This window comes from Streptomyces sp. SLBN-31, assembly GCF_006715395.1.
In the GTDB taxonomy this organism is placed as follows: domain Bacteria; phylum Actinomycetota; class Actinomycetes; order Streptomycetales; family Streptomycetaceae; genus Streptomyces.
Window position 1 is genome coordinate 1,656,787 of record NZ_VFNC01000001.1, and the last position, 25,420, is coordinate 1,682,206.

Annotated in this window: 19 protein-coding genes and 1 pseudogene; 13 read left to right on the plus strand and 7 right to left on the minus strand. The window is 72.2% G+C overall.

Annotated features, from left to right (window positions below; genetic code table 11):
- The first annotated feature begins 78 nt into the window (after positions 1 to 78).
- Positions 79 to 1,443, plus strand: a complete 1,365-nt coding sequence (locus tag FBY22_RS07600) for a M14 family zinc carboxypeptidase (protein WP_142143476.1) — start codon at positions 79 to 81, stop codon at positions 1,441 to 1,443.
- Positions 1,440 to 1,862: an SSI family serine proteinase inhibitor gene (locus tag FBY22_RS07605; RefSeq protein ID WP_142143478.1), complete on the plus strand. Its 423-nt coding sequence runs from the start codon at positions 1,440 to 1,442 to the stop codon at positions 1,860 to 1,862. Before FBY22_RS07600 ends, FBY22_RS07605 begins: the two co-directional genes overlap by 4 nt.
- 60 nt (positions 1,863 to 1,922) lie before the next feature.
- Here the strand turns inward: FBY22_RS07605 and FBY22_RS07610 are convergent, their stop codons facing one another.
- Complete coding sequence (locus FBY22_RS07610) at positions 1,923 to 3,173, minus strand: M14 family zinc carboxypeptidase (protein ID WP_142143480.1); 1,251 nt, start codon at positions 3,171 to 3,173, stop codon at positions 1,923 to 1,925.
- A 140-nt stretch (positions 3,174 to 3,313) separates the two neighbouring features.
- Positions 3,314 to 4,828: pseudogene (gene lpdA / locus FBY22_RS07615) on the minus strand (dihydrolipoyl dehydrogenase).
- 89 nt (positions 4,829 to 4,917) lie between these two features.
- Between lpdA and FBY22_RS07620 the strand changes: the two are divergent.
- Positions 4,918 to 5,829 carry a LysR family transcriptional regulator gene (locus tag FBY22_RS07620; RefSeq protein ID WP_142143482.1) on the plus strand — a complete coding sequence of 304 codons (912 nt, stop codon included), beginning with the start codon at positions 4,918 to 4,920 and terminating at the stop codon, positions 5,827 to 5,829.
- 20 nt (positions 5,830 to 5,849) lie between these two features.
- Here the strand turns inward: FBY22_RS07620 and treY are convergent, their stop codons facing one another.
- Together treY and glgX are read right to left on the minus strand one after the other, a co-directional pair.
- On the minus strand, positions 5,850 to 8,204 hold the full coding sequence (gene treY / locus FBY22_RS07625; RefSeq protein WP_142143484.1) for a malto-oligosyltrehalose synthase: 2,355 nt from the start codon (positions 8,202 to 8,204) through the stop codon (positions 5,850 to 5,852).
- Between the two features lie 90 nt (positions 8,205 to 8,294).
- Positions 8,295 to 10,418, minus strand: a complete 2,124-nt coding sequence (gene glgX, locus FBY22_RS07630; protein ID WP_142143485.1) for a glycogen debranching protein GlgX — start codon at positions 10,416 to 10,418, stop codon at positions 8,295 to 8,297.
- Between the two features lie 179 nt (positions 10,419 to 10,597).
- Here glgX and FBY22_RS07635 point away from each other — a divergent pair, with 179 nt between their 5' ends.
- From FBY22_RS07635 to FBY22_RS07650, 4 genes are all read left to right on the plus strand, one after another.
- On the plus strand, positions 10,598 to 11,410 hold the full coding sequence (locus tag FBY22_RS07635; protein WP_142143487.1) for a Tat pathway signal sequence domain protein: 813 nt from the start codon (positions 10,598 to 10,600) through the stop codon (positions 11,408 to 11,410).
- 58 nt (positions 11,411 to 11,468) lie between these two features.
- Positions 11,469 to 12,788 carry a copper amine oxidase gene (locus FBY22_RS07640; protein WP_142143489.1) on the plus strand — a complete coding sequence of 440 codons (1,320 nt, stop codon included), beginning with the start codon at positions 11,469 to 11,471 and terminating at the stop codon, positions 12,786 to 12,788.
- Positions 12,789 to 12,891: 103 nt separating this feature from the next.
- Positions 12,892 to 14,139: an SAV2148 family HEPN domain-containing protein gene (locus tag FBY22_RS07645; protein ID WP_142143491.1), complete on the plus strand. Its 1,248-nt coding sequence runs from the start codon at positions 12,892 to 12,894 to the stop codon at positions 14,137 to 14,139.
- Between the two features lie 102 nt (positions 14,140 to 14,241).
- Entirely contained in the window at positions 14,242 to 14,964 is a 723-nt protein-coding gene (locus FBY22_RS07650; RefSeq protein ID WP_142143493.1) for a 3'-5' exonuclease, read from the plus strand.
- Positions 14,965 to 14,989: 25 nt separating this feature from the next.
- Here FBY22_RS07650 and FBY22_RS07655 read toward each other — a convergent pair whose 3' ends face one another.
- Positions 14,990 to 15,910 carry a DMT family transporter gene (locus FBY22_RS07655; RefSeq protein ID WP_142143495.1) on the minus strand — a complete coding sequence of 307 codons (921 nt, stop codon included), beginning with the start codon at positions 15,908 to 15,910 and terminating at the stop codon, positions 14,990 to 14,992.
- A 94-nt stretch (positions 15,911 to 16,004) separates the two neighbouring features.
- Here FBY22_RS07655 and FBY22_RS07660 point away from each other — a divergent pair, with 94 nt between their 5' ends.
- On the plus strand, positions 16,005 to 16,913 hold the full coding sequence (locus FBY22_RS07660) for a LysR family transcriptional regulator (protein ID WP_142143496.1): 909 nt from the start codon (positions 16,005 to 16,007) through the stop codon (positions 16,911 to 16,913).
- A 16-nt stretch (positions 16,914 to 16,929) separates the two neighbouring features.
- Here the strand turns inward: FBY22_RS07660 and FBY22_RS07665 are convergent, their stop codons facing one another.
- Entirely contained in the window at positions 16,930 to 17,793 is an 864-nt protein-coding gene (locus FBY22_RS07665) for a phosphotransferase enzyme family protein (RefSeq protein ID WP_142143498.1), read from the minus strand.
- Positions 17,794 to 17,979: 186 nt separating this feature from the next.
- Here FBY22_RS07665 and FBY22_RS07670 point away from each other — a divergent pair, with 186 nt between their 5' ends.
- Genes FBY22_RS07670 through FBY22_RS07680 form a run of 3 tightly spaced genes read left to right on the plus strand, consistent with a single transcriptional unit; the run spans position 17,980 to position 21,031 of the window.
- Positions 17,980 to 18,921 (plus strand): carbohydrate ABC transporter permease, encoded by a 942-nt coding sequence (locus FBY22_RS07670; protein ID WP_142143500.1) that lies wholly within the window; start codon positions 17,980 to 17,982, stop codon positions 18,919 to 18,921.
- Positions 18,918 to 19,751 (plus strand): carbohydrate ABC transporter permease, encoded by an 834-nt coding sequence (locus FBY22_RS07675; RefSeq protein WP_142143502.1) that lies wholly within the window; start codon positions 18,918 to 18,920, stop codon positions 19,749 to 19,751. The genes FBY22_RS07670 and FBY22_RS07675 overlap by 4 nt, the downstream gene beginning before the upstream one ends.
- The gene (locus FBY22_RS07680) at positions 19,751 to 21,031 is read left to right on the plus strand and encodes a sugar ABC transporter substrate-binding protein (RefSeq protein ID WP_142143504.1); all 1,281 of its coding nucleotides are present in this window, start codon (positions 19,751 to 19,753) and stop codon (positions 21,029 to 21,031) included. Before FBY22_RS07675 ends, FBY22_RS07680 begins: the two co-directional genes overlap by 1 nt.
- A gap of 88 nt (positions 21,032 to 21,119) precedes the next feature.
- Here FBY22_RS07680 and FBY22_RS07685 read toward each other — a convergent pair whose 3' ends face one another.
- A complete protein-coding gene (locus FBY22_RS07685) occupies positions 21,120 to 23,375 on the minus strand; it encodes an MMPL family transporter (RefSeq protein WP_142143506.1) in 2,256 nt (751 codons plus the stop codon).
- Positions 23,376 to 23,783: 408 nt separating this feature from the next.
- Here FBY22_RS07685 and FBY22_RS07695 point away from each other — a divergent pair, with 408 nt between their 5' ends.
- A complete protein-coding gene (locus FBY22_RS07695; protein ID WP_142143508.1) occupies positions 23,784 to 24,332 on the plus strand; it encodes a DUF1697 domain-containing protein in 549 nt (182 codons plus the stop codon).
- Positions 24,333 to 24,384: 52 nt separating this feature from the next.
- Positions 24,385 to 25,407 carry a ketopantoate reductase family protein gene (locus FBY22_RS07700; RefSeq protein WP_142143510.1) on the plus strand — a complete coding sequence of 341 codons (1,023 nt, stop codon included), beginning with the start codon at positions 24,385 to 24,387 and terminating at the stop codon, positions 25,405 to 25,407.
- Positions 25,408 to 25,420: the final 13 nt, after the last annotated feature.

Here is a 25,420-nt window from a genome sequence, read left to right on the forward strand (position 1 = left end):
CCGCGGTGTTGACGTACCCCGCAACTCGTGACTGACTGTGCGTACGCCATGTACGTCAGGTGAACCGACGGCACCGCATTGTGGAGGTGTGCCCTGCCGCCCCTCCAGCGCTACCCGACCGTCGACGAACTCGGCGCCCGGGCGGCCGCACTCGTCGCCCGCCACCCGCGCGACGCACGGCTGCGCCGCGTGGGCACCTCGCGCGCGGGCACTCCCATGTGGCTGCTTTCCATCGGTCACGGCAGCCGCCAGGCCCTGATCGTCGCCGGCCCGCACGCGAACGAACCCGTCGGCGGCGCCACGGTCCTGCGCCTGGCCGAACGCGCGCTCGCCGACCCCCGCTACACCGAGGGCGCCGACGCCACCTGGAACCTGCTGCTCTCCCTCGACCCCGACGGCCTGCGCCGCAACGAGGGCTGGCTACGGGGCCCGTACACCCTCGGCCGCTACTTCCGGAACTTCTTCCGGCCCGGCTTCCACGAACAGCCCGAATGGCTGCCCGACGGCGCCGCGGGCGCCGCGCTGCCGGAGACCCGCACCCTGCTCCACCTCCAGGACGAGCTGCGGCCCTTCCTGCAGTGCTCGCTGCACGGCGTCGACGTCGGCGGCGGGTTCGTCGAGCTCACCCACGACCTGCCCGGCCTCGCCCAGCGCGTCGCCGGCACCGCCGCCCGCCTGCGCGTCCCGCGCGAACTCGGCCCCTACGACACCTTGTACTGGCCCTGCCTGGGGCCCGCCGTCTACCGCATCCCGCCGCCCCGCATCGGCGACCTGGCAGCCGCCATCACCGAGGCCGCCGTCGAGTCGACCTGGTACCACCCCTACCGGTACGGCACGGTGACCGCCATCGTCGAGGCCCCCATGTGGGGAGTGGCCGCCGTCGAGGACGGCTCCCCGCCCGCCGACGCGACCGGCGTGCTGCGCACCGTCAGCCACACGCTGCGCCACGACACACGGTTCCTGGAGCGGCTCCTGGCGGTGGTCCGGCCGCACCTCGCGGACGTGCCGGACGCGGCCCGTCTGCTCGCGCCGGTGGACGACTATTTACTGGTCTGCCCCGGCCTCGCCGACACGTGGGACCCCGACGTCGCCGACGGGGCGCGCCCGCTTCCGCCGATGAGCACCGCCCACCTGGCCGCGCTGCGCATCGCCGGACGGCGGCTCGCCCTGCGAACGGCCGGTCTGCTGCACCAGCTCGTCACGAGCGCCGGACGCGATCCGGCGGACGTACTCCCGGAGCTGGACCGCCTGATCGACGAGTGGTGCGTCGACTACCGCGACGGCTGCGGCGCGCGCTGGATACCGGTCACGCGCCAGGTGGAGTACCAGTCCCGGGTGGTGCTCGCCGCGTTCGAACTCGCCGTCCAACAGGCGCCCGCGTGCTCCCGTTCGGGTGAGTCGGGGTGGGGTTCCCAGGCCGCCGTGCCGATGCATCTGGAATGACGATCAGCACCACAGCGAAAGCGGTACGGGGCGGTCTGCTGACGGCCGTCCTCCTCCTGGCCGGCGCGGCCCCGGCGCAGGCGGCGGCCGCGCCGCCCTACCCGCTCTCCGGCGACTACCTCTACCTCACGGTCACCAAGGGCGACGCACGCTCCAGCGACACGCGGGGCACCCTCCTCATGTGCGACCCGCCCCAGGGGCACACGCTCGCCGCCGAGGCGTGCGCGGAACTGTCCGCGGCGGACGGCGACATCGCGGCACTCCCGCCCAAGAACGTCTTCTGCCCGATGGTCTACGCGCCGGTCAGCGTCCACGCGCGCGGGACGTGGGACGGCCGGCAGATCGAGTACGCGCAGACCTTCCCCAACGGCTGCGCGATGTCGGCGCGCACGGGCTCGGTGTTCGCGTTCGGTGACTGAGGGGCGACCGCCGAGGGCTGACGGCACGCGCGCGTGACCCGCGGTCTCGCGGCCCGGGGCTCAGGCTGTGCGGTCGCGCGCGTGCAGCGCCGCGGCCACGACCGTGCGGGCCTGGTGCTCGATCTGGTGCTCCAGCGGGACCCAGCGGGCGCGGAAACTTTCCGCGAAGGCATCGCTCCACGTCGCCACGAGCCGCTCCATGCGCGGCGCCGCACGGTCGTCACTCTCCTGCAGGACCCGCAGCAGCATCGCCGCCGCCCTCAGCGGCAGCCGCCGCCCGAACGCGTCCACGCTGCCGACGTACGCCATCGTGTCGTCGGCGGGCGGCGTGCGCATCCAGTCCTCGGCCAGCCCCGGGACCAGGTCCAGTGCCCATCTCGCCGCCCGCAGCAGCGGCCCGTCGACACCCTCCAGGCGCGGCAGCGCGTCGGCGAGGACCCGTTCCACCTCCAGGGCGTCCCGCAGCAGCCGGCTCGCCAGCCGTCGTATCGCCTCGGCGGGCGCGGGATGCGGCGCCGGATCGTCCACCAGGTCGCTCGCCCACATCGGCACCTCCACCACCGCGGTCAGACCGCCGTAGCGGTGGGTGCGGTACCAGGTGCTCCGCCGTGCGTCGTCCGGCATGCTCGGATACGCGGCGCCCGCTCCGGGCGAGGGCATCACATGCACGCCGGGCCCGGACGCCGCCCAGCCCACCGCGTCCGAGGCGCCCGTCTCCACCGGGATGTGCAGCTCCGCCGCGGACTTGGCGAACGGCTCGGCGAGCCCCGGCACGTCCCTGGTCAGCTGCACCCAGGTGCCGCCCAGGTCCGTCCCGTGCAACGTCACCTGCAGATACGGGCGCAGCTCGTCGATGACCCGGGTCAGCGTCCGCGTCTCGGGCGGCAACCGGTCCGGCGGCAGCACCGACGGCGCCCACTCCGGCTGCTCCTCGGCCGCCGGCCGGAAGAAGCCGAGGTGGTAGTCGAACAGGCTGCGCGGCGCCGGGGTGACGTGCAGGCTCGCCCCGTCCGGGTCCGCGCACAGCAGGAAGTGCCACGAGGTGTCGGTGCGCAACTCCCGCTCCCGCAACACACGTTCGGCCAGGGCGAGCAGGGTGGGACCGCCCGTGGGCTCGTTGGCGTGGGCGCCGGCGACGACCAGTACGGCCCGCCGGGCACGGCCCACGGACAGCAGATACAGGGGCCTGCCCGCGCGGGAGACACCCACTTGCCTCAGCGCGCACAGGGTGGGTCGATGAGCGGCCAACGCCCTTGCGGAGGAGATGAGTTGGATCATGGTGGGGTAGCGCAGCACCGGCAGGAGACTCACCCCCGTCACATCCGCCCGGCCTCGCAATCCGCAGTACCCCACGGCCGCCGGGAACTGTCAAGCCGGCCCCCGGGTCGGCTCCAGGGGGCGCTCGGATGCATTCACCGCCGACGTGACGGGGCGTCGCCGTGGGACCCGGCTCACTGCTGGTGCAGTCCGCGTCCGGCCAGTGTCAGGAACGCCTCCCCGACCGCCTCGGACAGCGTGGGATGCGGGTGGACGTGCCGGGCGACGTCCGAGGCGTACGCGTCCCAGCCGACGATCAGCTGGCTCTCCGCGATCATCTCGGAGACGTGCGGTCCCACCAGATGCACACCGAGCACCTGACCGCCGCCGGCCTCCGCGACACCTTCACCATGCCGCCCTGCCCGTGCACCATGCCCTTCGCCACCGCCGTCAGCGGCATGGTGTTGACGGCGACCTCGTGCCCACGCGCGCGTGCCTCCCCCTCGCTCAGCCCCACGGCCGCGGTCTGCGGGGACGAGTACGTCAACCCTGGGGACGGACGCGTAGTCGACCGGGACGGACTCCACGCCGGCCAGCGTCTCCGCCACCAGCAGCCCCTCCGCGAACGACGCGTGCGCCAGGCCCAGGGACGGCGGCGGCAGCAGGTCGCCCACGACGTGGACGCCGGACACCGCGGTCTCCAGCCGCGCCCAGTCGGCGGGTGCGACGAAGCCGCGCGTCTCCGTCCCCAGTCCCGCAGCGGCCAGGTGCAGGCCCTCGGTGACCGGAGCCCGCCCCACCGCCACCAGCAGCCGCTCCACCTCGACCGTGCGGGTCTCGCCGCGGGCCGTGCGCACGCGTGCGCGTACGCCGTTGCCCAGCAGCTCGGCGTCCAGCAGCCGGGCACCCGCCTGAACGTCGATGCCGCGCTTCTTCAGACCGCGTGTCAGGTGACGGCTCACGTCGGCGTCCTCCAGCGGCACGATGCGGTCCGCGGCCTCCACGAGCGTGACCTCCGCGCCCATGGAGCGGTGGAACGAGGCGTACTCGACGCCGATCGCACCGCCACCGAGCACCAGCACGGACGCCGGGAGCCCGGGCGCGAAGAGCGCGTCGTCGCTCGTCACCACGCGCCGGCCGTCCGGCTCGAGCCCCGGGAGGGTGCGCGGGCGCGAGCCCGTCGCCAGGACGATGCCGCGGCGCGCGGCGAGGTCGTGCGCGCGGGGCGCGGGTTCGGTGGGAGCGCCGGTCGCCGGATTGTGCGCGCCTGGCGCGTGCTGACTGCTCACGCCGGGCGTGGAATTTTCACGCACGCCCTCGACGCGCACCGTGCGCTTTCCCGTCAGGCGCGCGCTGCCCCGCACGACCCGCACGCCGGCGTGCGCGAGATGCGCCTCCACGCCCCGGTGGTTGCGCGTCACGATGTCGTCGCGCGTCGCGACCAGCGCCGACCAGTCCACGGCGTCCAGGCTCGCCTTCACACCCCACCGTTCGCGCGCCTCGGCGATGCCGTCGACGAGTTCGGCGGCGTGCAGCATCGCCTTGCTGGGGATGCAGCCGCGGTGCAGACAGGTCCCGCCGACCTTGTCGCGCTCCACGAGAACGACGTCGAGGCCGAGGGCGGCGGCGCGCAGGGCGGTGCTGTATCCGCCGGTGCCACCGCCGATGACGACGACGTCCGCGGTGCTGGGGTCTCTTGAGTTGTCCATGCCCCCAACCGTCCGCCCCGCCCTTGCCATAAGTCCAAGGCAATGTTCTTCTGGATCCGATGCAGCATGTTTATGGATCGGGGGCGGCGATGAGCCTGCGGCAGATGGAGTACTTCCTGGCGGTCGTCGAGGAGGCCTCGTTCACCCGCGCGGCCGAGGTGCTGCACGTCTCCCAGCCCGCGCTGTCGCACCAGATCAAGGCGCTGGAGCGTGCGGTGGGCGGCGCGCTCCTGGAACGCATGCCGCGCGGGGTGCGCCCGACCCCGATGGGCCGCGCCTTCCTGCCGCACGCCGAGCACGCCGTCCGCAGCGCCGCCCAGGCCCACCGCGCGGCCCGTGCCGCCGCCGGTGCCGAGGGCGGCGAACTGCACGTCGCCGCCGTCCACTCGGTGGCGGTCGGCGTCCTGCCGGACGTCTTCGCCCGCTGGCGCGCGGCGCATCCCCAGGTCCTGCTGCACCTGCACGAGTACGCCACGACGCAGGCCCTGGAGGAGGAGGTCGAGCGCGGCACCGCGGACCTGGCCGTCGGGCCCGCCCCGTCCGACTGGCCCGGCACCGTCGTGCCCGTCGGCGAGGAGGAGGCGGTGCTGGTGGTCCCCTTCGACGACCGTTTCGCGGGCCGTACGACGGTGACCCTGCCCGAACTGGCCGACCGCCACTGGATCCGCTGCGCGATGGAACCGGTGGTCCACGGCGAGCGCTTCCTCGACCGGGCGTGCGCCCGCGCCGGCTTCCGGCCGCGCACCGCCGTCTGGACGGAGCACACCTCGACGGCCGTGCGGATGGCCGCCGCCGGAGTCGGGGTGTGCCTCGCGCCCTCCCACATCGTGCGCGGCGCGGTCGGCGAGGACGGCGCGGTCCTCTCGCACGCCCCGTCCTGGACACGCGAGACGACGGTCTTCGCACGCGTCCCACCGACCGGCGCCGCCGAGGCATTCGTGGAGCTGCTGCGAGCGACCTGGCCGAAGCCCGCGGCTCCGGGCTCACACGCGCGCGTCTAGCGCGGCCCCACGCCACGCGGTCAGCCCTCGTCGGCCCGCTCCAGCAGCACCACCGGCAGTCGTGCGAAAAGGTCCTCCACGCGTGCGTGGCCCGTGAACTCCCGCTCCGGAGCCAGTACGTCCGACCACCGTCCGGGCGGCAGCGGCAGCAGTGTGTCCTGCCAGCCCCCCGCCTCCGCCAGCCGCAGCGACAGGCGCGTCACGGCCGTGACGACCTCGCCGGAGCGCGCGAACGCCAGACAGTGCTCCGCCGCCGGTCCCTCCGCCGTCAGCGGCGTGTACGTGGCCGTGTCCCCGAAGGCGGCCGGCCGCCGTGCGCGCAGCCGCAGCGCGGCCTCCGTCAGCGCCCCCTTGTCGCCGGGGTCCTCCGGCGGGTACCGCACCGGCCGCCGGTTGTCCGGGTCGACGAGGGCCAGGTACTCGCTCTCGGTGCCCTGGTAGACGTCGGGCACGCCGGGCATCGTCAGATGCACCAGGGCGGTGCCAAGCACGTTGGCCCGGATGTGGGGCTCCAGCTCGGCGCGCAGGGCGGCGACGTGCTCGGCCGGCGCCCCGCACGGGCCCGCCGCCACGAACGCCGCGACGGCCTCCTCGTAGGCGGGCTCCTGTTCCGTCCAGCTGGTGAACAGGCCCGCCTCGCGCACGTGCTTCAGCAGCGCCTGCTGCACCCGTTCCCCGTCCGCGGGGCCGAGCCCGAACACCGTCTGCCAGGCCGCCCACGCCAGCTGCGCGTCCGGCACGCTCTCCTCGGCGTGGGTCACGTCGGCCAGCAGGTCCGCCCAGCGCCCGGGGCACTCCGTGAGCACGGCCAGCGCCGCCCGCACGTCGGCGCTGCGCTTGGTGTCGTGCGTCGAGACGACCGTCCCGGTCGTCGGCCAGTCGCGCTGCACGCGCGCGCAGTAGGCGTGGAAGTCGTCCGGGGACACCGACGGACTCCCCGGCTCGCCGCCGACCTCGTTCGCCGACAGCAGCGGGACGTAGCGGTAGAACGCCGTGTCCTCCACGGACTTGGCGCGCAGGGCCGAGGCCGTCTGGGCGAACCGCGTGAAGAACTCGGCCTGCTCGGGACCGGCGTCGGCCCGCCCGAGCACCAGGTCGCGCACCACGTCGACCGCGCCGGCCTCCTCCGGGACGGCGAAGGCGCCCCGCGCCTCGGCCGCGGCGTCCTCGGTGACGACCAGGGCCGGGTCGCCGGAGGTGTAGGGCCGGTAGACCTCCAGCCGGACCAGGAGTTCCTGCAGAGCCGTGCGCAGCGCCCAGGGGGCACGGTCGCGCAGGGCGGGGTCCGGGGCGGTGGCGCAGACCTTGACCGCCGCCCGGGTCAGCCGGTCGACCTCGGTGGCCAGCTCGTGCGTGAGCACCTTGTACGCCGCCCGCCGCACCGTCGCCGCCCAGTCGCCGCCCCGGTCCGTCTGCGGGGCGGCGAAACGCCGGTACAGGCCCAGCAGCTCCCCGCACCCTGCCGGGTCGGTGAAGAGCCCGTCGATGCGGCGCAGGGCGTCGTAGCCGGTGGTGCCGGCGACGGGCCAGGAGGCCGGGAGGGGCTCCGCGTCCGCGAGGATCTTCTCCACGACTGTCCAGCGGCCGCCGGTCGCCTCGTGCAGCCGCGCCAGGTAGGCGTCGGGGTCGGCGAGCCCGTCAGGGTGGTCCACGCGCAGCCCGTCGACCACGCCCTCGCGCAGCAGCTGCAGGATCTTCGCGTGCGTGGCCTCGAACACCTCGGGGTCCTCGACCCGCACTCCGATCAGCTCCGAGATGCTGAAGAAGCGCCGGTAGTTCAGCTCGGTCCGGGCCAGCCGCCACCACACGGGCCGGTACCACTGGGCGTCCAGGAGCTGCGGCAGGGGCAGCTCCTCGGTGCCTTCACGGAGCGGGAAGGCGTGCTCGTAGTAGCGCAGTACGTCACCGTCGACCCGCAGCTCGTCGACGACCGAGCCGAGCGGGCCGCCCAGCACCGGCAGCAGCAGCTGGCCGTCCTGTGCCTCCCAGTCGATGTCGAACCAGCGCGCGTACGGCGACTTGGGGCCCTCGCGCAGGACCTCCCAGAGGGCGTGGTTGTGGCGCGGGGACATCGCCATGTGGTTCGGCACGATGTCGACGACCAGGCCGAGGCCGTGCTCGCGCGCGGTGCGGGCCAGGGCGCGCAGCCCCTCCTCGCCGCCGAGCTCGTCGCGCACGCGCGCGTGGTCGACGACGTCGTAGCCGTGCGCCGAGCCGGGCACGGCCTCCAGGACGGGGGACAGGTGCAGGTGCGAGACGCCCAGGGAGGCCAGGTACGGTACGGCCGCCGCCGCGGCGGTGAACGGGAAGTCGGGCTGCAGCTGGAGCCGGTAGGTGGCCGTGGGCACCGCGGGGTCGGGTCGCACAGATGTCATGCAGACCTACGTACCCGCCCCGCGGCTCTTCGTGTCATCCCGTGCGCCGAGAGCCCGCGCGGGTGCCCGGCCGGCGGCCGGGCACCCGCTCTAGACCGGCCGCTGCAACACGGTCAGGCTGCGGTCCACCAGGGTCAGCCGGTCGCCGGCCGTCACCTTCGGGCCCTCCGCGGGCGGTACGCCGTCCGCGCGGGCGGTGTCGACGACGACCTGCCACTGGCGGCCGTGGTTGACCGGGACGACGAAGTCCAGCGGCTCGGGCGAGGCGTTGAACATCAGCAGGAACGAGTCGTCGGTGATCCGCTCGCCCCGGGCTCCGGGCTCGGAGATCGCGTTGCCGTTGAGGAACACGGTCAGCGCCGACGCCTGCGCCGAGTCCCAGTCCCGCTGGGTCATCTCCCGGCCCTCCGGGGTGAACCACGCGATGTCGGACAGGTCGTCGTGGGTGCCCTCCACGGGCCGTCCGTGGAAGAAGCGGCGGCGCCGGAAGACGGGATGGTCCTTGCGCAGCCACACCATCGCGCGCGTGAAGGCCGGCAGCCCGCCGTCGTCCTCGTCCTGCTCGGTGGCGGGCCATTTCACCCAGGACAGTTCGTTGTCCTGGCAGTAGGCGTTGTTGTTGCCGTCCTGGGTGCGGGCGAACTCGTCGCCGTGGCTGATCATCGGCACGCCCTGGGACAGCATCAGGGTGGCGACGAAGTTGCGCATCTGCCGCGCCCGGAGTTTCAGCACCTCGGGGTCGTCGGTCGCGCCCTCCGCGCCGCAGTTCCACGACCGGTTGTGGCTCTCGCCGTCGCGGTTGTCCTCGCCGTTGGCCCGGTTGTGCTTGTCGTTGTAGGACACCAGGTCGTGCAGGGTGAAGCCGTCGTGGCAGGTCACGAAGTTGATCGAGGCCAGCGGGCGGCGGCCGTCGTCCTGGTAGAGGTCGGAGGAGCCGGTCAGCCGGGACGCGAACTCCGCGAGGGCCCGCTGCTCGCCGCGCCACATGTCGCGCACGGTGTCGCGGTACTTGCCGTTCCACTCGGTCCACAGCGGCGGGAAGTTGCCCACCTGGTAGCCGCCCTCGCCGACGTCCCAGGGCTCGGCGATCAGCTTCACCTGGGAGACCACCGGGTCCTGCTGCACCAGGTCGAAGAACGACGACAGCCGGTCGACCTCGTGGAACTGCCGGGCCAGGGTCGCCGCGAGGTCGAAGCGGAAGCCGTCGACGTGCATGTCGGTCACCCAGTACCGCAGCGAGTCCATGATCAGCTGCAGGACGTGCGGCGACCGCATGAGCAGCGAGTTCCCGGTGCCCGTGGTGTCCATGTAGTAGCGGGGGTCGTCGGTCAGCCGGTAGTACTGCGGGTTGTCGATGCCCTTGAAGGACAGCGTCGGGCCCAGGTGGTTGCCCTCGGCCGTGTGGTTGTAGACGACGTCGAGGATGACCTCGATGCCGGCCTCGTGCAGCGCCCGGACGGCCGACTTGAACTCCAGGACCTGCTGGCCGCGGTCGCCCCAGGAGGCGTACGCGTTGTGCGGGGCGAAGAAGCCGATCGTGTTGTAGCCCCAGTAGTTGTTCAGGCCCATGTCGACCAGCCGGTGGTCGTTGACGAACTGGTGGACCGGCATCAGCTCCAGCGCCGTCACGCCGAGCTCCACCAGGTGCTCGATGATCACGGGGTGCGCGAGCGCCGCGTAGGTGCCGCGCAGCTCCTCGGGCAGCCCCGGGTGCTGCATGGTGAGGCCCTTCACATGGGCCTCGTAGATCACCGTCTCGTGGTAGCCGCGGCGGGGGCGGCGGTCGTCGCCCCAGTCGAAGTACGGGTTGACCACGACCGACGTCATCGTGTGCGGCGCCGAGTCCAGGTCGTTGCGCCGGTCTGGTGCGTCGAAGTGGTAGCCGTAGACCTCCTCGCCCCAGCGGATCGAACCGCTGATCGCGCGCGCGTACGGGTCGAGCAGCAGCTTCGCCGAGTTGCAGCGCAGCCCGCGCTCCGGGGCGTACGGGCCGTGCACCCGGAAGCCGTAGCGCTGGCCCGGCATGATGCCGGGCACATACGCGTGCCGCACGAACGCGTCGCTCTCGCGCAGTTCCACCGCCGTTTCCGAGCCGTCGTCGTGCAGCAGACACAGCTCTACTCGGTCCGCGGCCTCCGAGAAGACCGCGAAGTTCGTGCCGGCGCCGTCGTACGTGGCACCGAGTGGATACGCCTCGCCAGGCCAGACCTGCATGGATACGACTCTTTCAGGTGGAGCGCGCCCCAGGTGGCGCCTTGGCGTCGAGTCTCCCCGAAAGTGATGGAACCACCTATGACTTACGCCCCTCTTACCGATCGACCTGGCATACGCGGTATGCCGAACCAGTGGGGCAGACACGTACTCCCGTGACCAAGGGGGAGTAGGGGGAAGATGTGCGCAAGATAGTGCACCGCCATCTGGGCAAGGTGGTGGCCGGTGCGGCCATCGCGGTGGCCGGGACCGCCGTGATGGTCGGGATCACGCTGCCGGGGACGGCAGGGGCGGACGAAACGGGAGGGAAGACGGGCACCCGGGCGGGGCAGCAGGCCGGCCAGGGGCAGGACGGGGCGGTACCGGCGGGCGTCGTCGAGCAGGCGCCGGCCCAGGGGGACAAGGGCAAGGGCGGTGATCCGCTGACCGACGACGAGATGAAGCGCGCCGAGCAGATCGCCGCGAGCCGGCAGCTGCTGAAGTCCGCCGAGAACGTCGACGGCAAGCGCGGCCCGCAGCGCCTGACGGTCGACCTCGCCGACCCGGAGAACGACGAGACCGACGACCCGTCCGCGCCGCGGCGGGCCGACGTGACGTTCTACGACTACAGCAACGACACGCTCGTCACCAAGACCGTCAACCTCGACACCGGCAAGGTCGAGGACACCGGCGTGCAGCACGGCGTGCAGCCGCCGCTGAGCCGCGCCGAGAACGCCGAGGCGGCCACGCTGCTGATCGCCGACCCGCTCGGCAAGGGCCTGCGGGCCGATTACAAGGACGCCACCGGCAAGGACCTCACCTCAGCCGACCAGCTGCTGCTCAACGGCGCCGTCTACCGTGCCACGCCGGGCGCCCAGCCCGCCGTGCTCGACAAGTGCGGCGAGCACCGTTGCGTGCGGCTGTTCCCCAAGGTCGTCAACGGCCCGTGGATCGACGCGAGGTCCTTCGTGATCGACCTGAGCGCCCACAAGGTCGCCCAGCTCAAGCGCGGCTGAGCCCGCACTCCATCCACTTTTCCAACTTGCTCCTCCTGTGCAAGGGAGTCACCTCGTCATGCCCGTCAAGAGAATGAGCCGCGCCCGCACCCGGGCGGCCGTGGGCCTGTCGGTGGCCGCGCTGGCCGCCGGCGCGACCACCGGAGCCGCCCCGGCCACCGCCCAGCCGAGGACCGCCGGCGCGGCGGCCGCCGACTGCAGCGCCGCCTACAAGATCGAGCAGAAGCTCTCCAGCGGCACCACCTGGCGGATGTGCTGGCGCTACGACAGCAAGGCAGGGCTGGTCCTCGACAACGTCTCCTACCAGCCCAAGGGCGAGAGCGCGCCGATCAAGGTCCTCAACAGCGCCCGGCTCGCCCAGATCGACGTCCCCTACGACGACGGCAGCGTCGAGTACGACGACCTCACCGGCTTCGGCTTCGCCCAGGGCCTGATGAACCTCGCGCCCGGCGAGTGCCCCGGCGGCACCATCAAGACGGTCAAGGTCCCCGACGCCTGGGACCCGCAGCACCCGAACGTCAACGGCCTGTGCACCACCACGCGCTCGCGCGGGCACGCGTACCGGATGCAGGGCGACACCGCGAACAAGGTCTACCAGGCCCAGGGCAAGGACCTGCTCGTCTACACGGTCAACCAGGTCGGCTGGTACGAGTACATGACCGAGTGGCGCTTCCAGGACGACGGCACGGTCAACATGAACGTCGGCGCCACCGGCAGCCTGTCCTACGACGACTACGACGCCGGCGACGGCCGCGGCTGGCCGCTGGGCAAGGGCGCCAAGGCCTACGCCACCAGCCACAGCCACAACGTCTTCTGGCGGCTCGACTTCGGCCTCGACGGGTCCTCCAAGACGAAGGTCGAGCAGTACGACTCGACCGTCAGCGCGCCCGCGCACGGCCAGGAGGCGCCGAGCGCCAAGACCACCCGCACCAAGGTCGCCAAGGAGCTCGGCGGCGACTACAAGGCCTACCGCTGGTGGCGGGTGGTCAGCGCCACCGGCAAGAACAAGGACGGCCACGCGCGTTCGTACGAGGTCGTCCCCGGCCCCACCACCAAGTACGCGGGCCGCAGCTTCACCAAGCACGACGTGTACTTCACCGAGTACAACAAGTGCGAGCAGTTCGCCACCAACAACACCGGCAACTGCCCCGCCGGAGCGGGCAAGTCGGTGGAGAAGTGGGTCAACGGCCAGACGCTCACGCACCCGATCGTCTGGATGAACGTCGGCTTCCACCACATAGCGCGTGACGAGGACCAGCAGCCCATGCCCATCCACTGGCAGGGATTCTCCATCGCCCCCAGGGACGTGACCGCTATGAATCCGCTCACTCCGGACGAGCTCTCGTGGCAGAACGGCCACTGGCGGCCGCGTAGTTGAGAAACGACCCTGTCCATCCGGCTGCATCGCCGACCGCTCCCGGAGTACCCTTCCTTGATCGTTGGCAAGGGGAGTGCTCGGGGGAGCGGAAGGCGGTGCGCGGGTGGGCTCGGGAGGGCTGGAGTTGCCCCCTGGTGACGAGGGTCACGAGGGGAACTCCGCAGACGTCCCGCCCGGCACGGTGTCCCTGGCCAGGCCGATGGAGACGACGTCCATCGGACCGGAGCTGGACTGGGACGCCGACGCCTGGCGCGAGGTGCGTACGCGCGCCCAGCGGGCCGGCCGGGCCTACATCTGGCTGAACCTCGTCGAACAGCGGCTGCGCGCGGTCGTGGCCGCTGTTCTGCGTCCCATCTACGAACCCGTCCACGGCGACGAGTGGGTGATCGCCGCGGCCGGGCCGGCGGGCCAGGAGTGGGTGCAGCGCGCGGTCGCGGTCCGCGAAGTCAGCCGACGCAAGGGCTACTTGCTCGATCCGGCCGACGACAACGTCCTCAGCTTCCTCACCCTGCCCCAGCTGCGCGAGCTCATGGTGCAGCACTGGCCGTGCTTCGAGCCCTACGTCGACGACCGCCGCGACGTCGAACTCGCCCTGGACGAGCTGGAGGTGACCCGCAACGTCGTCTCCCGCAACCGGGCCCTGTCGGAGGCCGTCCTGAACCAGGCCGAGCGGGCCTCGGCCAGGCTGCTGGACGCCCTCGGCGCGGGCGGTGACGTGCCGTCGGCCCGCCGCCTGCCGGTCGACGCGGTCGAGGACCTGGTGGGCGACCGGTACGCCGACGTGGTCGCCGTACACCCCGACCGGGTGCGGCTGCTGCGTCAGTTCCCCGCCGAGGACATCTTCGGCGGCGCCCGCCGTCTCGACGCCGTCGGCATCGGCCTCAACCTGCTCGTGCAGAACTTCTCCGGCCGCCGTCTGGTCCGTCTTGCCGAGGCCGGCTGCCGGGTGCGGCTGCTGTTCCTCAACCCCGCCTCCAGCGCGGTCAAACGGCGCGAGCGGGAACTCGGCATGAAACGCGGCGAACTGAGCCGCGCGGTCGAGATGAACATCCTGCACATGCGCCGGGTCCGCTCCCGGCTGCGCGACCCGGGCGCCTTCGAGATCCAGGTCTACGACGAGACACCGCGCTTCTCCGCCTACCTCGTCGACGGCGACGGCGCGGACGGCGTCGCCGTCGTGCAGTCCTACCTGCGCCGGTCCCGGGGGATGGAGGCGCCGGTGCTCGTCCTGCGCAACGGCAGCCGCGTGGTCAAGTCGGACGAGAAGAACGAAGGGGTCGACAGTGGTCTCTTCCCGACATACCGCGAAGAGTTCGAAACGACCTGGGTGGATTCGCGTCCCGTGTCCTGAACTGTCCGAAGCGGCAAGCGGAATGCGGTCCTCTGATTGTCAGTGGCGCATGGGAAGGTGGAGACCACTGGGGGAAAGCACGACCAAGAAGGGGGGCCGCCGATGGCCTGGCACCGGGAACTGCTGATCGGCTTCGACCTGGAGACGACCGGTACGGATCCGCGCGAGGCGCGCATCGTCACGGGGGCCGTGATCGAGGTCAGGGGCGGACAGCCCATGGGGCGCCGGGAATGGCTGGCGGATCCGGGCGTGGAGATCCCGGCCGACGCGGTGGCCGTGCACGGGATCAGCAACGAGCGGGCGACCGCCGAGGGCCGCCCGGCCGACCAGGTGGCCGACGCCATCGCGGACGTGCTCACCTCGTACTGGACAGCGGGCGTCCCGGTCGTCGCCTACAACGCCGCCTTCGACCTGAGCCTGCTCTCCGCCGAGTTGCGCCGCCACGCACTGCCCTCCCTGAGCGACCGCCTCGGCGGCCTCGACCCCGCGCCGGTCATCGACCCGTACACCATCGACCGCTGGGTCGACCGGTACCGCCGCGGCAAGCGCAACCTCGAAGCGGTCTGCGCGGAGTACGGCGTCCCCCTGGAGGCCGCCCACGACGCCTCGGCCGACGCCCTCGCCGCGGCCGGCCTGGCCTGCGCGATAGCCGACCGCCACCCCAAGATCGCGGCCCTCGGCCCGGCGGAACTGCACCGCCGCCAGATCGAGTGGTACGCGCAGTGGGCGGCGGACTTCCAGAGCTTTCTGCGCCGCAAGGGCGACGCGACGGCGGTGGTCGACGGGACCTGGCCGCTGCGGCAACTGACGGACGAACCGGTCTGACGGGCGGCCGTCGGGCCGCCCCCGATCAGCCGCCCACGGGGCTCGCGACAAGGAGGTCCGGGCTCTCCGTGCGCCGTCGGCGGTCCGCGCGTTCCACGGACTGCCCCCAGTAGGTGCCGGCGACGAGCAGGGCCGCGCCGAGGACGGTGAGCACACCGTAGCGCTCGCCGCCGAGGGCGACGCCGGCCGCGACGGCCCAGACCGGTTCCGTGCCCAGCAGCAGGCTGGCGCGGCTGGCGGAGGTGCGCTGCACGGCCCAGGTCTGCGCGAGGAAGGCGAACACGCTGCAGAACAGGGCGAGATACACCAGCTGCGTCCAGGTCGCCGCGCCGGCCCGGGACAGCGCGGGCAGACCGTTCGCGGCGCCGGGCAGGAACAGGCAGGTGCCGACCAGAGCCTGCACGGTCGTCAGATGCAGCGGACGGACGGCCCGGCCACCGGTGAGCCGCCCGACGAAAGCGACATGGCCCGCCCGTATCACCGCGGCGCCCAGCATCAGGAGGTCACCGAGGCGTGGGGTGTGGAATCCGTTGCCGGACATCAGCAGCCCGACGGCCAGGACGCACACGCCGGCGGCTGCGAAGTAGGAGGCGGGCAGCGCGCCGCGTGAACGGTCCAAAAGCGGGGTGAGCACGATGGTGAGGCTGATGATCAGCCCCGCGTTGGCGGCACTGGTGTGGGCGACGCCGTACGTCTCCACGACCAGGACCGCGGCCTGCGTCACGCCCAGCGGAAGCCCGGCCCGAAGCTCGTCCCGGGTCCATGGACGCGGTCCCCGGCGGGCGGCGACCAGCCCCAGACAGGCCAGCGCGGACAGGGCGTACCGCGCGAACAGCACCGTCAGGACGGGAAGCGCGAAGGTGGCGGTCTGGGCGGAGAGATAGCTCGAACCCCAGACGACGGCGACAAGGAGGAGCACGGCATCGGTGCGGCGGACGTCGGTCATCCGCCCACGGTGCACCGGAACGGTCCCTGAAGCCCAGTACCACTTCCTGAAACGATCTTTTAGAAGAACTACATCGACTTCCTACACTCGGACCATGGACGAACGTCAGTTGCGGATCCTGCGGGAGCTCGGCGAGCTGGGCAGTGTCACGGCGGTCGCCGAGGCGCTGCTGGTCACCCCTTCGGCGATCTCCCAGCAGCTGCGGCTGCTGCAGCGGTCGATCCCGGTGCCGCTCACCGAGCGCCAGGGGAGACGGCTGGTGCTCACCGACGCCGGTCAGGCGCTGGCGAGGGCGGCGATCGAGGTGGAGACGGCGCTGGCCCGGGCCCGGCACAGCGTCGGGGAGTTCCTGGACCAGGGGGCGGGCGAGGTCTCCGTGGCGGCGTTCCACAGCGCGGGCACGACGTTCTTCCCCCTCCTCCTGCGCGCGCTCACGGGGCCCGGCGCCCCGGTCGTCAGACTCGCCGACGAGGACGTGGCCCAGGAGGACTTCCCCCGGCTCACCCGCGAGTACGACCTGGTGCTCGCCCACCGCCTGGTCCACGCCCCGCCCTGGCCGGACACGGTGACGGTGACCACGCTGCTGCGCGAACCCCTCGATGTGGCGATGCCCGCCGACCACCCGCTGGCCGCCAAACGCCGAGTCACCCCGCGCGATGTCGCCGACCAGCCGTGGATCACCGTCCACGACGGCTTCCCGGTCCTGGCGACGATCGAGGCGATCGCGGCCGCGGCCGGCCGGCGCCTTCGACTCGTCCATCGCATCAACGAGTTCACGGTGGTCGCCGAGGCGGTGGCAGCCGGCGGCGGCCTCGCCCTGATGCCCCGCTGGACGATGCGACCGCATCCGGAACTGGTCCTGAGGCCCCTGAGCGGCGTGCGGGCCAGACGCCACATCGACGTCCTCCACCGCCCCGAACGCGCGGCCCGGGCAGCGGTGCGATGCGTCCTCACCGAGCTTCGCCGGGCGGCGCACACGATCCGGAACGGCGAGACCGCCTAGACCGGCACGGCCTCGGTCAGAACGGATACCACCGCACGCCCTCGTCCCCGTCCCGCAGCGACGCCACCCTGCGCCGGAACTCGGCCAGCGCATTGGGGTTGCTCGGCGCGTGCTGGGCCACCCACGCACAACTGGCCGTCTCCCTGGCGCCGCGCAGGACCGAGCACCCCTCCCACTCCCGTACGTCCCAGCCGTACGCCTCGGTGAACGAGTCGTAGGCCTCGGCCGCCAACCCGTACCGGTCCCGGGAGAGTGCCATCACCACCAGATCGTGCTCACGGAAGTCCGAGGCGAAGGTCTCCAGATCCACCAGCACCGGCCCGTCGGGACCGACGTGCACATTGCGGGGCAACGCGTCCCCGTGGATCGGCCCCGGAGCCAGCCGCGGCGTCAACGCGCCCGCGGCCGCAGCGAACCCGTCCCGCCGCTCGCGCAGATACGCGGCGTCGGCCGGGTCGATCGCGTCCCCCGCGAGCCGCAGCCACCGCTCCACCCCGCCCAGCAGTTCACGCGGCGGCAGCGCGAACGCGGGCGCGGGCAGGGCGTGGACCACCCGCAACAGTTCGGCCAAATCCCGGGGTTCGGCGGGCCGCACCGCGTCCGGCATCCGCTGCCACACGGTCACCGGGTGCCCCTCGACCAGCAGCGGCTCCGGCCGCGCCGCCCGTACCGCCGGCACGCCGGCCTCGGCCAGCCACAGCGCGATGGCCAGTTCGCGCCGCGCCCGGTCGAGCAGCTCCGCGTCCCGGCCCACCTTGACGACCAGGTCACCGGCGGCGAACACGGCGTTCTCGCCGAGGGCGAGGAGCCGCGCGTCCCGTGCCGGGCCGGGCAGCACGTCCGCCGCGGCCAGTACGTCCCGCGCCCGTGCCTCGTCCATCGTCCGCCTCCCATGTCCGCGTATGCACCGGTGGACGGCGTCGAGAACGCGCCATCCATCGGCCAGTCTCGCATTCGCACAGGTCGGGGGGTGTGCGCGCTGCCTTGACGGCGCATGCCTCCTTCACGACCATGACACGGGCCCGCCGGGTGCGAACGTCACGAGCCGTGCGAAGGAGCCGATGACGTGACCTTGGTGACCGCGACGAAGCGGTCGGCGCAGCGCACGCCGCGCGCCGCCGGCGGCCCGGACCGGCCGCTCCGCGACCGCGGGGCCTGGTTCCTCGTCCTGCCCGCGCTGATCCCGATCCTCGTCCTGAGCGTCGGACCGCTGCTCTACGGCATCCTGCTGGCCTTCACCGACTCCCAGTCGGGCCGCACCCAGCCCACTCGGTGGATCGGCGGCCTCAACTTCCAGGACCTGCTGCACGACACACTGTTCTGGGAGTCGTTCCGCATCGGACTGGTGTGGGCGGTCGGCGTGACCGTGCCGCAGTTCCTGCTGGCACTCGGCCTCGCCCTGCTGCTCGGCCAGGACCTGCGGCTGAGGTGGCTGGCCCGTGCCCTGGCGATCATCCCGTGGGCCATGCCCGATGTGGTCGTCGGCATCATGTGGCGGCTGGTCTACAACCCGGACGCGGGCGTCCTCGCCGAGACCCTGCACGACCTCGGCCTCGGCGGCGGCCACGACTGGCTCAGCGGTCTGGGCACCGCCCTGCCCGCGGTGATCGTCGTGGGCGTCTGGGCCGGCATGCCGCAGACCACGGTGGCACTGCTCGCCGGCCTGCAGAACACCCCGCGCGAGCTGCACGAGGCCGCCGCCGTCGACGGAGCGGGCGCCTGGCGCCGCTTCCGCACGGTCACCTGGCCCGCCCTCAGACCGGTCGCCCTCGCCATCACCGCCCTCAACCTCATCTGGAACTTCAACTCCTTCGCCCTGGTCTACGTCCTGACAGGCGGCGGTCCCGGGGGTCGCACCCGGCTGCCCATGCTGTTCGCCTACGAAGAGGCCTTCCGCTACGGCCAGTTCGGCTACGCGGCGGCGATGGGCTGCGTGATGGTCGCCGTGATCTCGGTGCTCCTCGCCCTGTTCCTGGTGGGCCGGCTCAGGGGAGGCGACGACCGTTGAGGACCTCGACGACCGCGCGGGCCGGCCAGTACGCGGCCCTGCTCGCCTATCTCGCCTTCCTGGCCTTCCCGTTCCTCTGGCTGGTCTCGACCGCCTTCAAGTCGCCCCGCGAGCTGGGCAGTCCGCACCCGACCTGGATCCCGCGTCATCCCACCCTCGACAACTTCCGACAGGCCTTCGACGCGCAGCCCCTGCTGCACGCCGCCCTCAACTCCCTGCTGGCCGCCGTCGGTGCCGCCGTCGTCGCCGTGGTGATCGCGACCCCGCTGGCCTACGTCATGGCCCGCCGCCGTACCGCGCTGACCCGGGGCGCCACCGGGTGGGTGGTGGTCAGCCAGGCGTTCCCCCTGGTCCTGGTGATCATCCCGCTGTTCCTGGTGCTGAAGAACCTCCGGCTGATCGACTCCCTGGCGGGGCTGACGCTGGTGTACGTGGTGTGGGCGCTGCCGTTCGCGCTGTGGATGCTCGCCGGGTATGTACGGGCGGTGCCGGCCGAGGTCGAGGAGGCGGCGGCCGTCGACGGCGCCGGGCGGGCCCGCACGCTCGTCTCGGTCGTCGCGCCGCTGCTCGCGCCGGGCATCGTGGCGACGGGGCTGTTCGCCTTCGTCACAGCCTGGAACGAGTTCTTCTTCGCGCTCGTCCTGCTGAAGACACCGCAGAAACAGACCCTGCCGGTCGTCCTCACCCATTTCATCGGCGCCGAGGGTGTCGCGGACCTCGGCCCGCTCGCGGCGGCCGCCTTCCTCGCGACACTGCCCTCGCTGGTCGTGTTCGCGGTCGTGCAGCGACGTATCACCGGCGGCATGCTCACCGGGGCGGTGAAGAACTGATGCGCGCCAGACTCGTGACCCTCGTTGTCCTGGTCCTGCTGCTGGCCGGCTGCACGGGCGGCGGCGGCCCGGCGGACGGCGGCCGGATCACCCTCCGCTTCCAGTCCCTCGCCTGGCAGCAGGAGTCCGTGAAGGCCAACAAGGAGCTGGTGAAGGAGTGGAACGCCGCGCATCCGGACGTCAAGGTCGAGTACGTGCAGGGCAGTTGGGACAGCGTCCACGACCAGCTTCTCACCTCCTTCGAGGGCGGTGAGGCCCCCGACGTCATCCACGACGCCTCCGACGACCTCGCCGACTTCGCCTACGGCGGCTACCTCGCCGACCTGCGCGGACTGCTGTCGCGACGCCTGAAGTCCGACATCCCGCAGCGCAGTTGGCGCACGACGACCTTCGGTGACGGCGTGTACGGCGTGCCGTTCCTCCAGGAACCGCGGGTGCTCGTCGCCAACGCCACCTGGCTGAAGAAGTCGGGAGTGCGCATCCCGACGCCCCAACACCCATGGACCTGGGTGGAGTTCAGGCAGGTGACGAAACAGCTGAGTGGCGACGGCAGGTACGGCGTCGCCTGGCCCCTCAAGGAGCCCGTCTCCGCGACCCTCAACCTCTCCCTGTCGGCCGGCGGCGAGCTGTTCCACCGGGGCGCGGACGGCAAGGTGACCGTCCGTTTCGGGGCGGCCGACCAGGTGGTGCCCCGCACCGTCCACGACCAGGCGAACACCGACCACAGTGCCTCGCCCACGACCCTGGGCAGCGGCGGCTCGGACACCCTGCCCGGGTTCTTCGGCGGCAAGTACGCGATGGTCCCGCTCGGCTTCTCCTACCGCCAGCAGATCGCCCAGCAGGCCCCCAAGGGCTTCGCCTGGCAGGTGCTGCCCGCCCCGGCCGGAGCGGACGGACCCGCCCAGGGCGTCAGCCCGCAGACGCTGTCCATCGCCGAGGACAGCCCGCACAAGAAGGAGGCCGCCGCGTTCGTCGACTTCCTGCTGCGGCCGCGGAACATGGTGCGGCTGGCGCTCGGCGACTGGATGCTGCCCACCGGCACCCGGGCCCTGAAGGACCCCGCCCTGCACACCGCCGAGAACGGCTGGGCCACCGGCACCGCCCTCGCCGCCCACCTCCGCTCGGCGCCCGCGCAGTCCGTCCGCGGCTACCCGGAGTGGAAGGACAAGGTGGCTACCCCCGCCTTCCAGGAGTACTACAGCGGGGCGATCGGTCTCGCCGAGCTGCGCCACCGCCTGGAAAAGGACGGCAACCTGGTCCTCGCCCGTTACCAGCGCTGAACCGTCCACCGAACTCGGCCGCGCGCGGGCGTGATCGAGGGCCCGCTGGTTCCCCCGGGAGACCAACGGGCCCTCAGCATGGGCGGGTTCAGACCCTCACGGGCTCACCCTCGTCCTTTGCCGCGTGCGTGATGGCGTCTGGCGCCTCGTCGTGCGTGAGGTCGGGCATCCGGTGCAGCCACTTCGGCAGGTACCAGTTGCGCTCGCCCAGCAGCGCCATCACGGCCGGCAGCAGCACGCCCCGGATGATCGTCGCGTCGATGAGCACCGCGGCCGCGAGGCCCACGCCCATCTGCTTCATGGACTGCATGGACAGCGTGCCGAAGATCGCGAACACGGCGACCATGATGACCGCGGCGCTGGTGACGACACCGGCCGTGGTGACCACACCGTGGTGGATCGCTTCGTTCGTCGTACGGCCCCGCAGGCGTGCCTCGCGGATCCGGGAGACCACGAACACGTGGTAGTCCATGCTCAGCCCGAACAGGATCACGAACAGGAACAGCGGCAGCCAGGTGATGATCGCCCCGACGCCCTCCGCGCCGACCAGGGAGGCACCCCAGCCGTGCTGGAAGACGGCGACGAGGATGCCGTAGGCGGCGCCCACGGACAGGAGGTTGAGCACGATCGAGGTGATCGCGATGGTCAGCGAGCGGAACGACAGCAGCATCAGCGCGAAGGCGAACACCACGACGAACGCGAAGACCGGGACGACGGCGCCGCCGAGCTGGTCGTTGAAGTCCTTCGAACCGGCCACCTGGCCGGTGATCGGGGCCTGGACGCCGTCCACCTTGCCCAGCGTGGCCGGCCGCACCTCGTCGCGCAGCTTCTCCAGACTGGCGCCCGCCTTGTCCAGGTCGGACCCGCCGACCAGCGGGACGTAGACGTAGGCGATGTTCTGCGCGTCGTGCAGGGTGATCTGGACCGGGCCGCGCGAGGCGCCCGAACTGATCGCCCGCTCCTTGAAGTCGGCGAGCGCGCTCTTGACCTCGGGGGCGTTGATGTCCTTGGCCTTGACGACCGCCTCGGCCGGCTCGGAGCCGCCCGGGAAGGCGTCGTTGACGCGGTTGTACGTCTGCACGATCGGCAGCGAGTCGCCGAACTCCTGGTCCAGCGTGAGGTTCTGGGTCTTCATGCCGAGCGCGGGAGCGGCGACGGCGAGCAGCGCGCCGGCCGCCACGACCACCGACACCAGCGGCCTGGCCAGCACCGCGCGCACGACGGTGCTCCAGAACCGGCTCTGCCCGCCCGAGCGGGCGGCCCGGCGCTGCATGGCCTTGCGCAGGAACGGCACGCGTCCCTTCTCGACCCGCTCGCCCAGCAGCGACAGCAGGGCCGGCAGCACGGTAACCGAGCCGACCATGGCGACGGCGACGACCATCAGCGAGGCCAGGCCCATGCCCTCGAAGGTGGCGAGCCCCGTGAACAGCATGCCCGCCATCGCCACGCACACCGTGATGCCCGAGACGATGATCGCGCGGCCGCTGGTCGCGGCGGCGACCCGCAGTGCCGTCTGTCCGTCGCGTCCGGCGGCCCGCTCCTCCCGCTCACGGCGCAGGTAGAACAGGCAGTAGTCGACGCCCACGGCCAGACCGACCAGCAGCATGACGGAGTTGGCGGTATCGGTCATCGGCTGGACGTGGCTGACGAGGCCCATCAGGCCCATCGTCGCCATGATCGCGGTGATCGCCAGGGCCACCGGCAGCAGCGCGGCCACCAGGGCGCCGAAGGCGATGAGCAGAATGCCGAGGGCCACCGGCACCGCGGAGTACTCGGCCTTCTGGAAGTCGTCCCCGAACGCGTCGTCGAAGGTCTTGCGCATGCTGGCGCCGCCGATCTCCTCGATCCGCAGCGACCCGTGGTCCTTCTGCACCCCGGCGACGGCCTTCAGCACCGGTTCCACCCGGTCGCCCGCGGTCTCCGCGTCGCCGCGCATGTCGAACCGCACCAGCGCGCTGCGCCCGTCCTTGGAGATCGTGTCCGTGGTGTACGGCGACTTCACGTCCGTGACCCGGCCGGTGGCATCCACGGCCTTCACGACCGCCGCGACCGCCGACCGGAACTCGGCGTCGGTGGCCTTCGGGCCGCTGTCCTTCGACTGGATCAGGACGGTCTCACCGGCCGGCTCCTTGATCCCCGCGTCATCGATGATCCGGGCGGCGGTGTGCGTCTCGCCCTTGAGCTGGTCGCTGTCCTTGAGATCCACCCGGCCGGCCGCCGAGCCGAGTCCCATCGCCAGGACGACGAACAGCACCCAGATCCCCACGGCGGCCCATCGGTGCCGGGCACTCCAGCCGCCCGCCCGGGCGGCGATGCCCCGCACCCGCGATTCCTCGTTCCCCATGACGGGCCTGCCCCCTCGTGAGCGGTGACAGCCCCGTGCCGCCACCTTCCGTTTCGAAGGTATGGGCGAGGTAAGGCCGTCTCGTCGTGCTTCCCGGTGAAGTGCCGTGGCCGGAACTCATCCCCACGGACCCGGTGCCCTCACCGCTGGGGAGGACCGCGGCCCCCTACATCTATCCGGGCTACTCGGAGGTAGTGATCAGGGTGGCCGCGCCTGCCGTGGAGTGTCCGGTCCACCGGTCTCGCTCCTCTTTGTGATTACGAAACCTTGTTGAACAAGTCACAGCTGCGTGTAGCTGTTGCCGTGGGCCCACCCGGTCGGCCAGAGTTTCGCGCAGTCCGCCCCCACGCGGACCTGGCCGTCGTGCCCACCCCCACGGGGCACGACGGCCGTCCTAGGGTGTGCGCCATGACGACGACGTACGCGGCGCTGCTGCGCGGCATCAACGTGGGTGGCAAGAAGAAGGTCCCTATGGCCGAGCTGCGGCAGCTCATGGAGGGCCTCGGACACGACGCCGTACGTACCCACCTGCAGAGCGGGCAGGCCGTGTTCGCGTCGGATCACGGCGACGAGGAGTCCCTGGCCGCCGAGCTCACGCAGGCCATCGAGCAGCACTTCGGCTTCCCCGTCGACGTGATCGTGCGCGACCACGCCTATCTGAAGGCGATCGCCGAGGACTGCCCCTTCCCGGCCGCCGACCTGGAGGCCAAGCAGCTGCACGTCACCTACTTCTCCGCACCGGTCACCGCCGACCGGTTCGCGGAGATCGACCAAGAGGCCTGCCTCCCGGAGGAGTTCCGGCTCGGCGACCGCGCCCTGTACCTCTACGCGCCGGACGGCCTGGGCCGCTCAAGACTCGCCGAACTGCTCGCGAGGCCCCGCGTCAACAAGGGCCTGATCGCCACCACCCGAAACTGGAACACCGTGGTGAAACTGGTGGAACTCACGGCGGGTTGAGCGCGCGGGGGCCCGGGCCGCCGGTGGTCGGGCCGTGTGCGAGGCTCCTGCCATGCGCTACATCATCATCGGAGCGGGCGCCGTCGGCGGGGCGATCGGCGGGCGGCTCGCGGGGGCCGGGCACGAGGTCGTCGCGGTTGCCCGCGGCGCGCAACTCGCGGCGCTGCGGGAGAGCGGGCTGCGGCTGACCGTACCGGACGGGCAGCACACCTACCGGCTGCCGGCCGTCGAAGGCCCGGGCGAGCTGGGGGAGTTGCGGGCCGACGACGTCCTCGTCCTCGCCGTCAAGACGCAGGACACGGTGGCCGCCCTGCGGGAGTGGGGGCCCGCGCCGGTCGACGGCGGCGGTACGGCCGCCGAGCGGCTGCCGCTGCTGTGCGCCCAGAACGGCGTGGAGGGACAGCGGCTCGCCCTGCGCGTCTTCCGGCACGTGTACGGCGTCTGCGTGTGGCTGCCCGCGACCTTCGTCGAACCGGGCCGCGTCTCCGCAGCCGGCGCCCCGCTCACCGGCATCCTGCACCTGGGCCGGTATCCCCACGGCACCGACGAGACCGCCCGGCGCATCGCCGCGGACCTGGACAAGACGCGGTTCCTCGAGGCGCCGGTGGTGCCGGACGTGTCGCGCTGGCAGTACGCCAAGCTGCTGTCCAACCTGGCCAACGCGCTGGAGGCGGTCTCCTCGGCCGCCGGTGACAAGGCGGGGGAGCTGTACCGGCGAGTGCGGGCCGAGGGCGAGGCCGTGCTCGACGCCGCCGGGATCGCGTACGCGAGCGTCGAGGAGCAGCGGGCCACGCGCGGCCACAAGGTCGACCTGGTCCCGCTCGACGGCGCGCCGCGCGGCGGCGGCTCCTCCTGGCAGTCGCTCAGCCGGGGCACCGGCACCATCGAGGCCGACTACCTCAACGGCGAGATCGCGCTGCTGGGCCGGTTGCACGGCGTACCGACCCCGCTCAACGACCTCCTCCAGCGGCTCGCCAACACCTTCGCACGCGAGCACCGGGCGGCCGGCTCGATGCCGGTCGAGGAACTGGTCCGGCTCGCCGACGAGGCTGTCGCGTTTGTTCAAGAGTCCTGAGCGCCCCTTTCCT

Excerpts from the sequence above, each read along its gene's own strand:
- FBY22_RS07605 (WP_142143478.1), top strand. The coding sequence starts at position 1,440 with ATGACGATCAGCACCACAGCGAAAGCGGTACGGGGCGGTCTGCTGACG.
- FBY22_RS07620 (WP_142143482.1), top strand. The coding sequence starts at position 4,918 with ATGAGCCTGCGGCAGATGGAGTACTTCCTGGCGGTCGTCGAGGAGGCC.
- treY (WP_142143484.1), bottom strand. The coding sequence starts at position 8,204 with ATGACATCTGTGCGACCCGACCCCGCGGTGCCCACGGCCACCTACCGG.
- glgX (WP_142143485.1), bottom strand. The coding sequence starts at position 10,418 with ATGCAGGTCTGGCCTGGCGAGGCGTATCCACTCGGTGCCACGTACGAC.
- FBY22_RS07640 (WP_142143489.1), top strand. The coding sequence starts at position 11,469 with ATGCCCGTCAAGAGAATGAGCCGCGCCCGCACCCGGGCGGCCGTGGGC.
- FBY22_RS07650 (WP_142143493.1), top strand. The coding sequence starts at position 14,242 with ATGGCCTGGCACCGGGAACTGCTGATCGGCTTCGACCTGGAGACGACC.
- FBY22_RS07655 (WP_142143495.1), bottom strand. The coding sequence starts at position 15,910 with ATGACCGACGTCCGCCGCACCGATGCCGTGCTCCTCCTTGTCGCCGTC.
- FBY22_RS07660 (WP_142143496.1), top strand. The coding sequence starts at position 16,005 with ATGGACGAACGTCAGTTGCGGATCCTGCGGGAGCTCGGCGAGCTGGGC.
- FBY22_RS07665 (WP_142143498.1), bottom strand. The coding sequence starts at position 17,793 with ATGGACGAGGCACGGGCGCGGGACGTACTGGCCGCGGCGGACGTGCTG.
- FBY22_RS07680 (WP_142143504.1), top strand. The coding sequence starts at position 19,751 with ATGCGCGCCAGACTCGTGACCCTCGTTGTCCTGGTCCTGCTGCTGGCC.
- FBY22_RS07685 (WP_142143506.1), bottom strand. The coding sequence starts at position 23,375 with ATGGGGAACGAGGAATCGCGGGTGCGGGGCATCGCCGCCCGGGCGGGC.
- FBY22_RS07695 (WP_142143508.1), top strand. The coding sequence starts at position 23,784 with ATGACGACGACGTACGCGGCGCTGCTGCGCGGCATCAACGTGGGTGGC.
- FBY22_RS07700 (WP_142143510.1), top strand. The coding sequence starts at position 24,385 with ATGCGCTACATCATCATCGGAGCGGGCGCCGTCGGCGGGGCGATCGGC.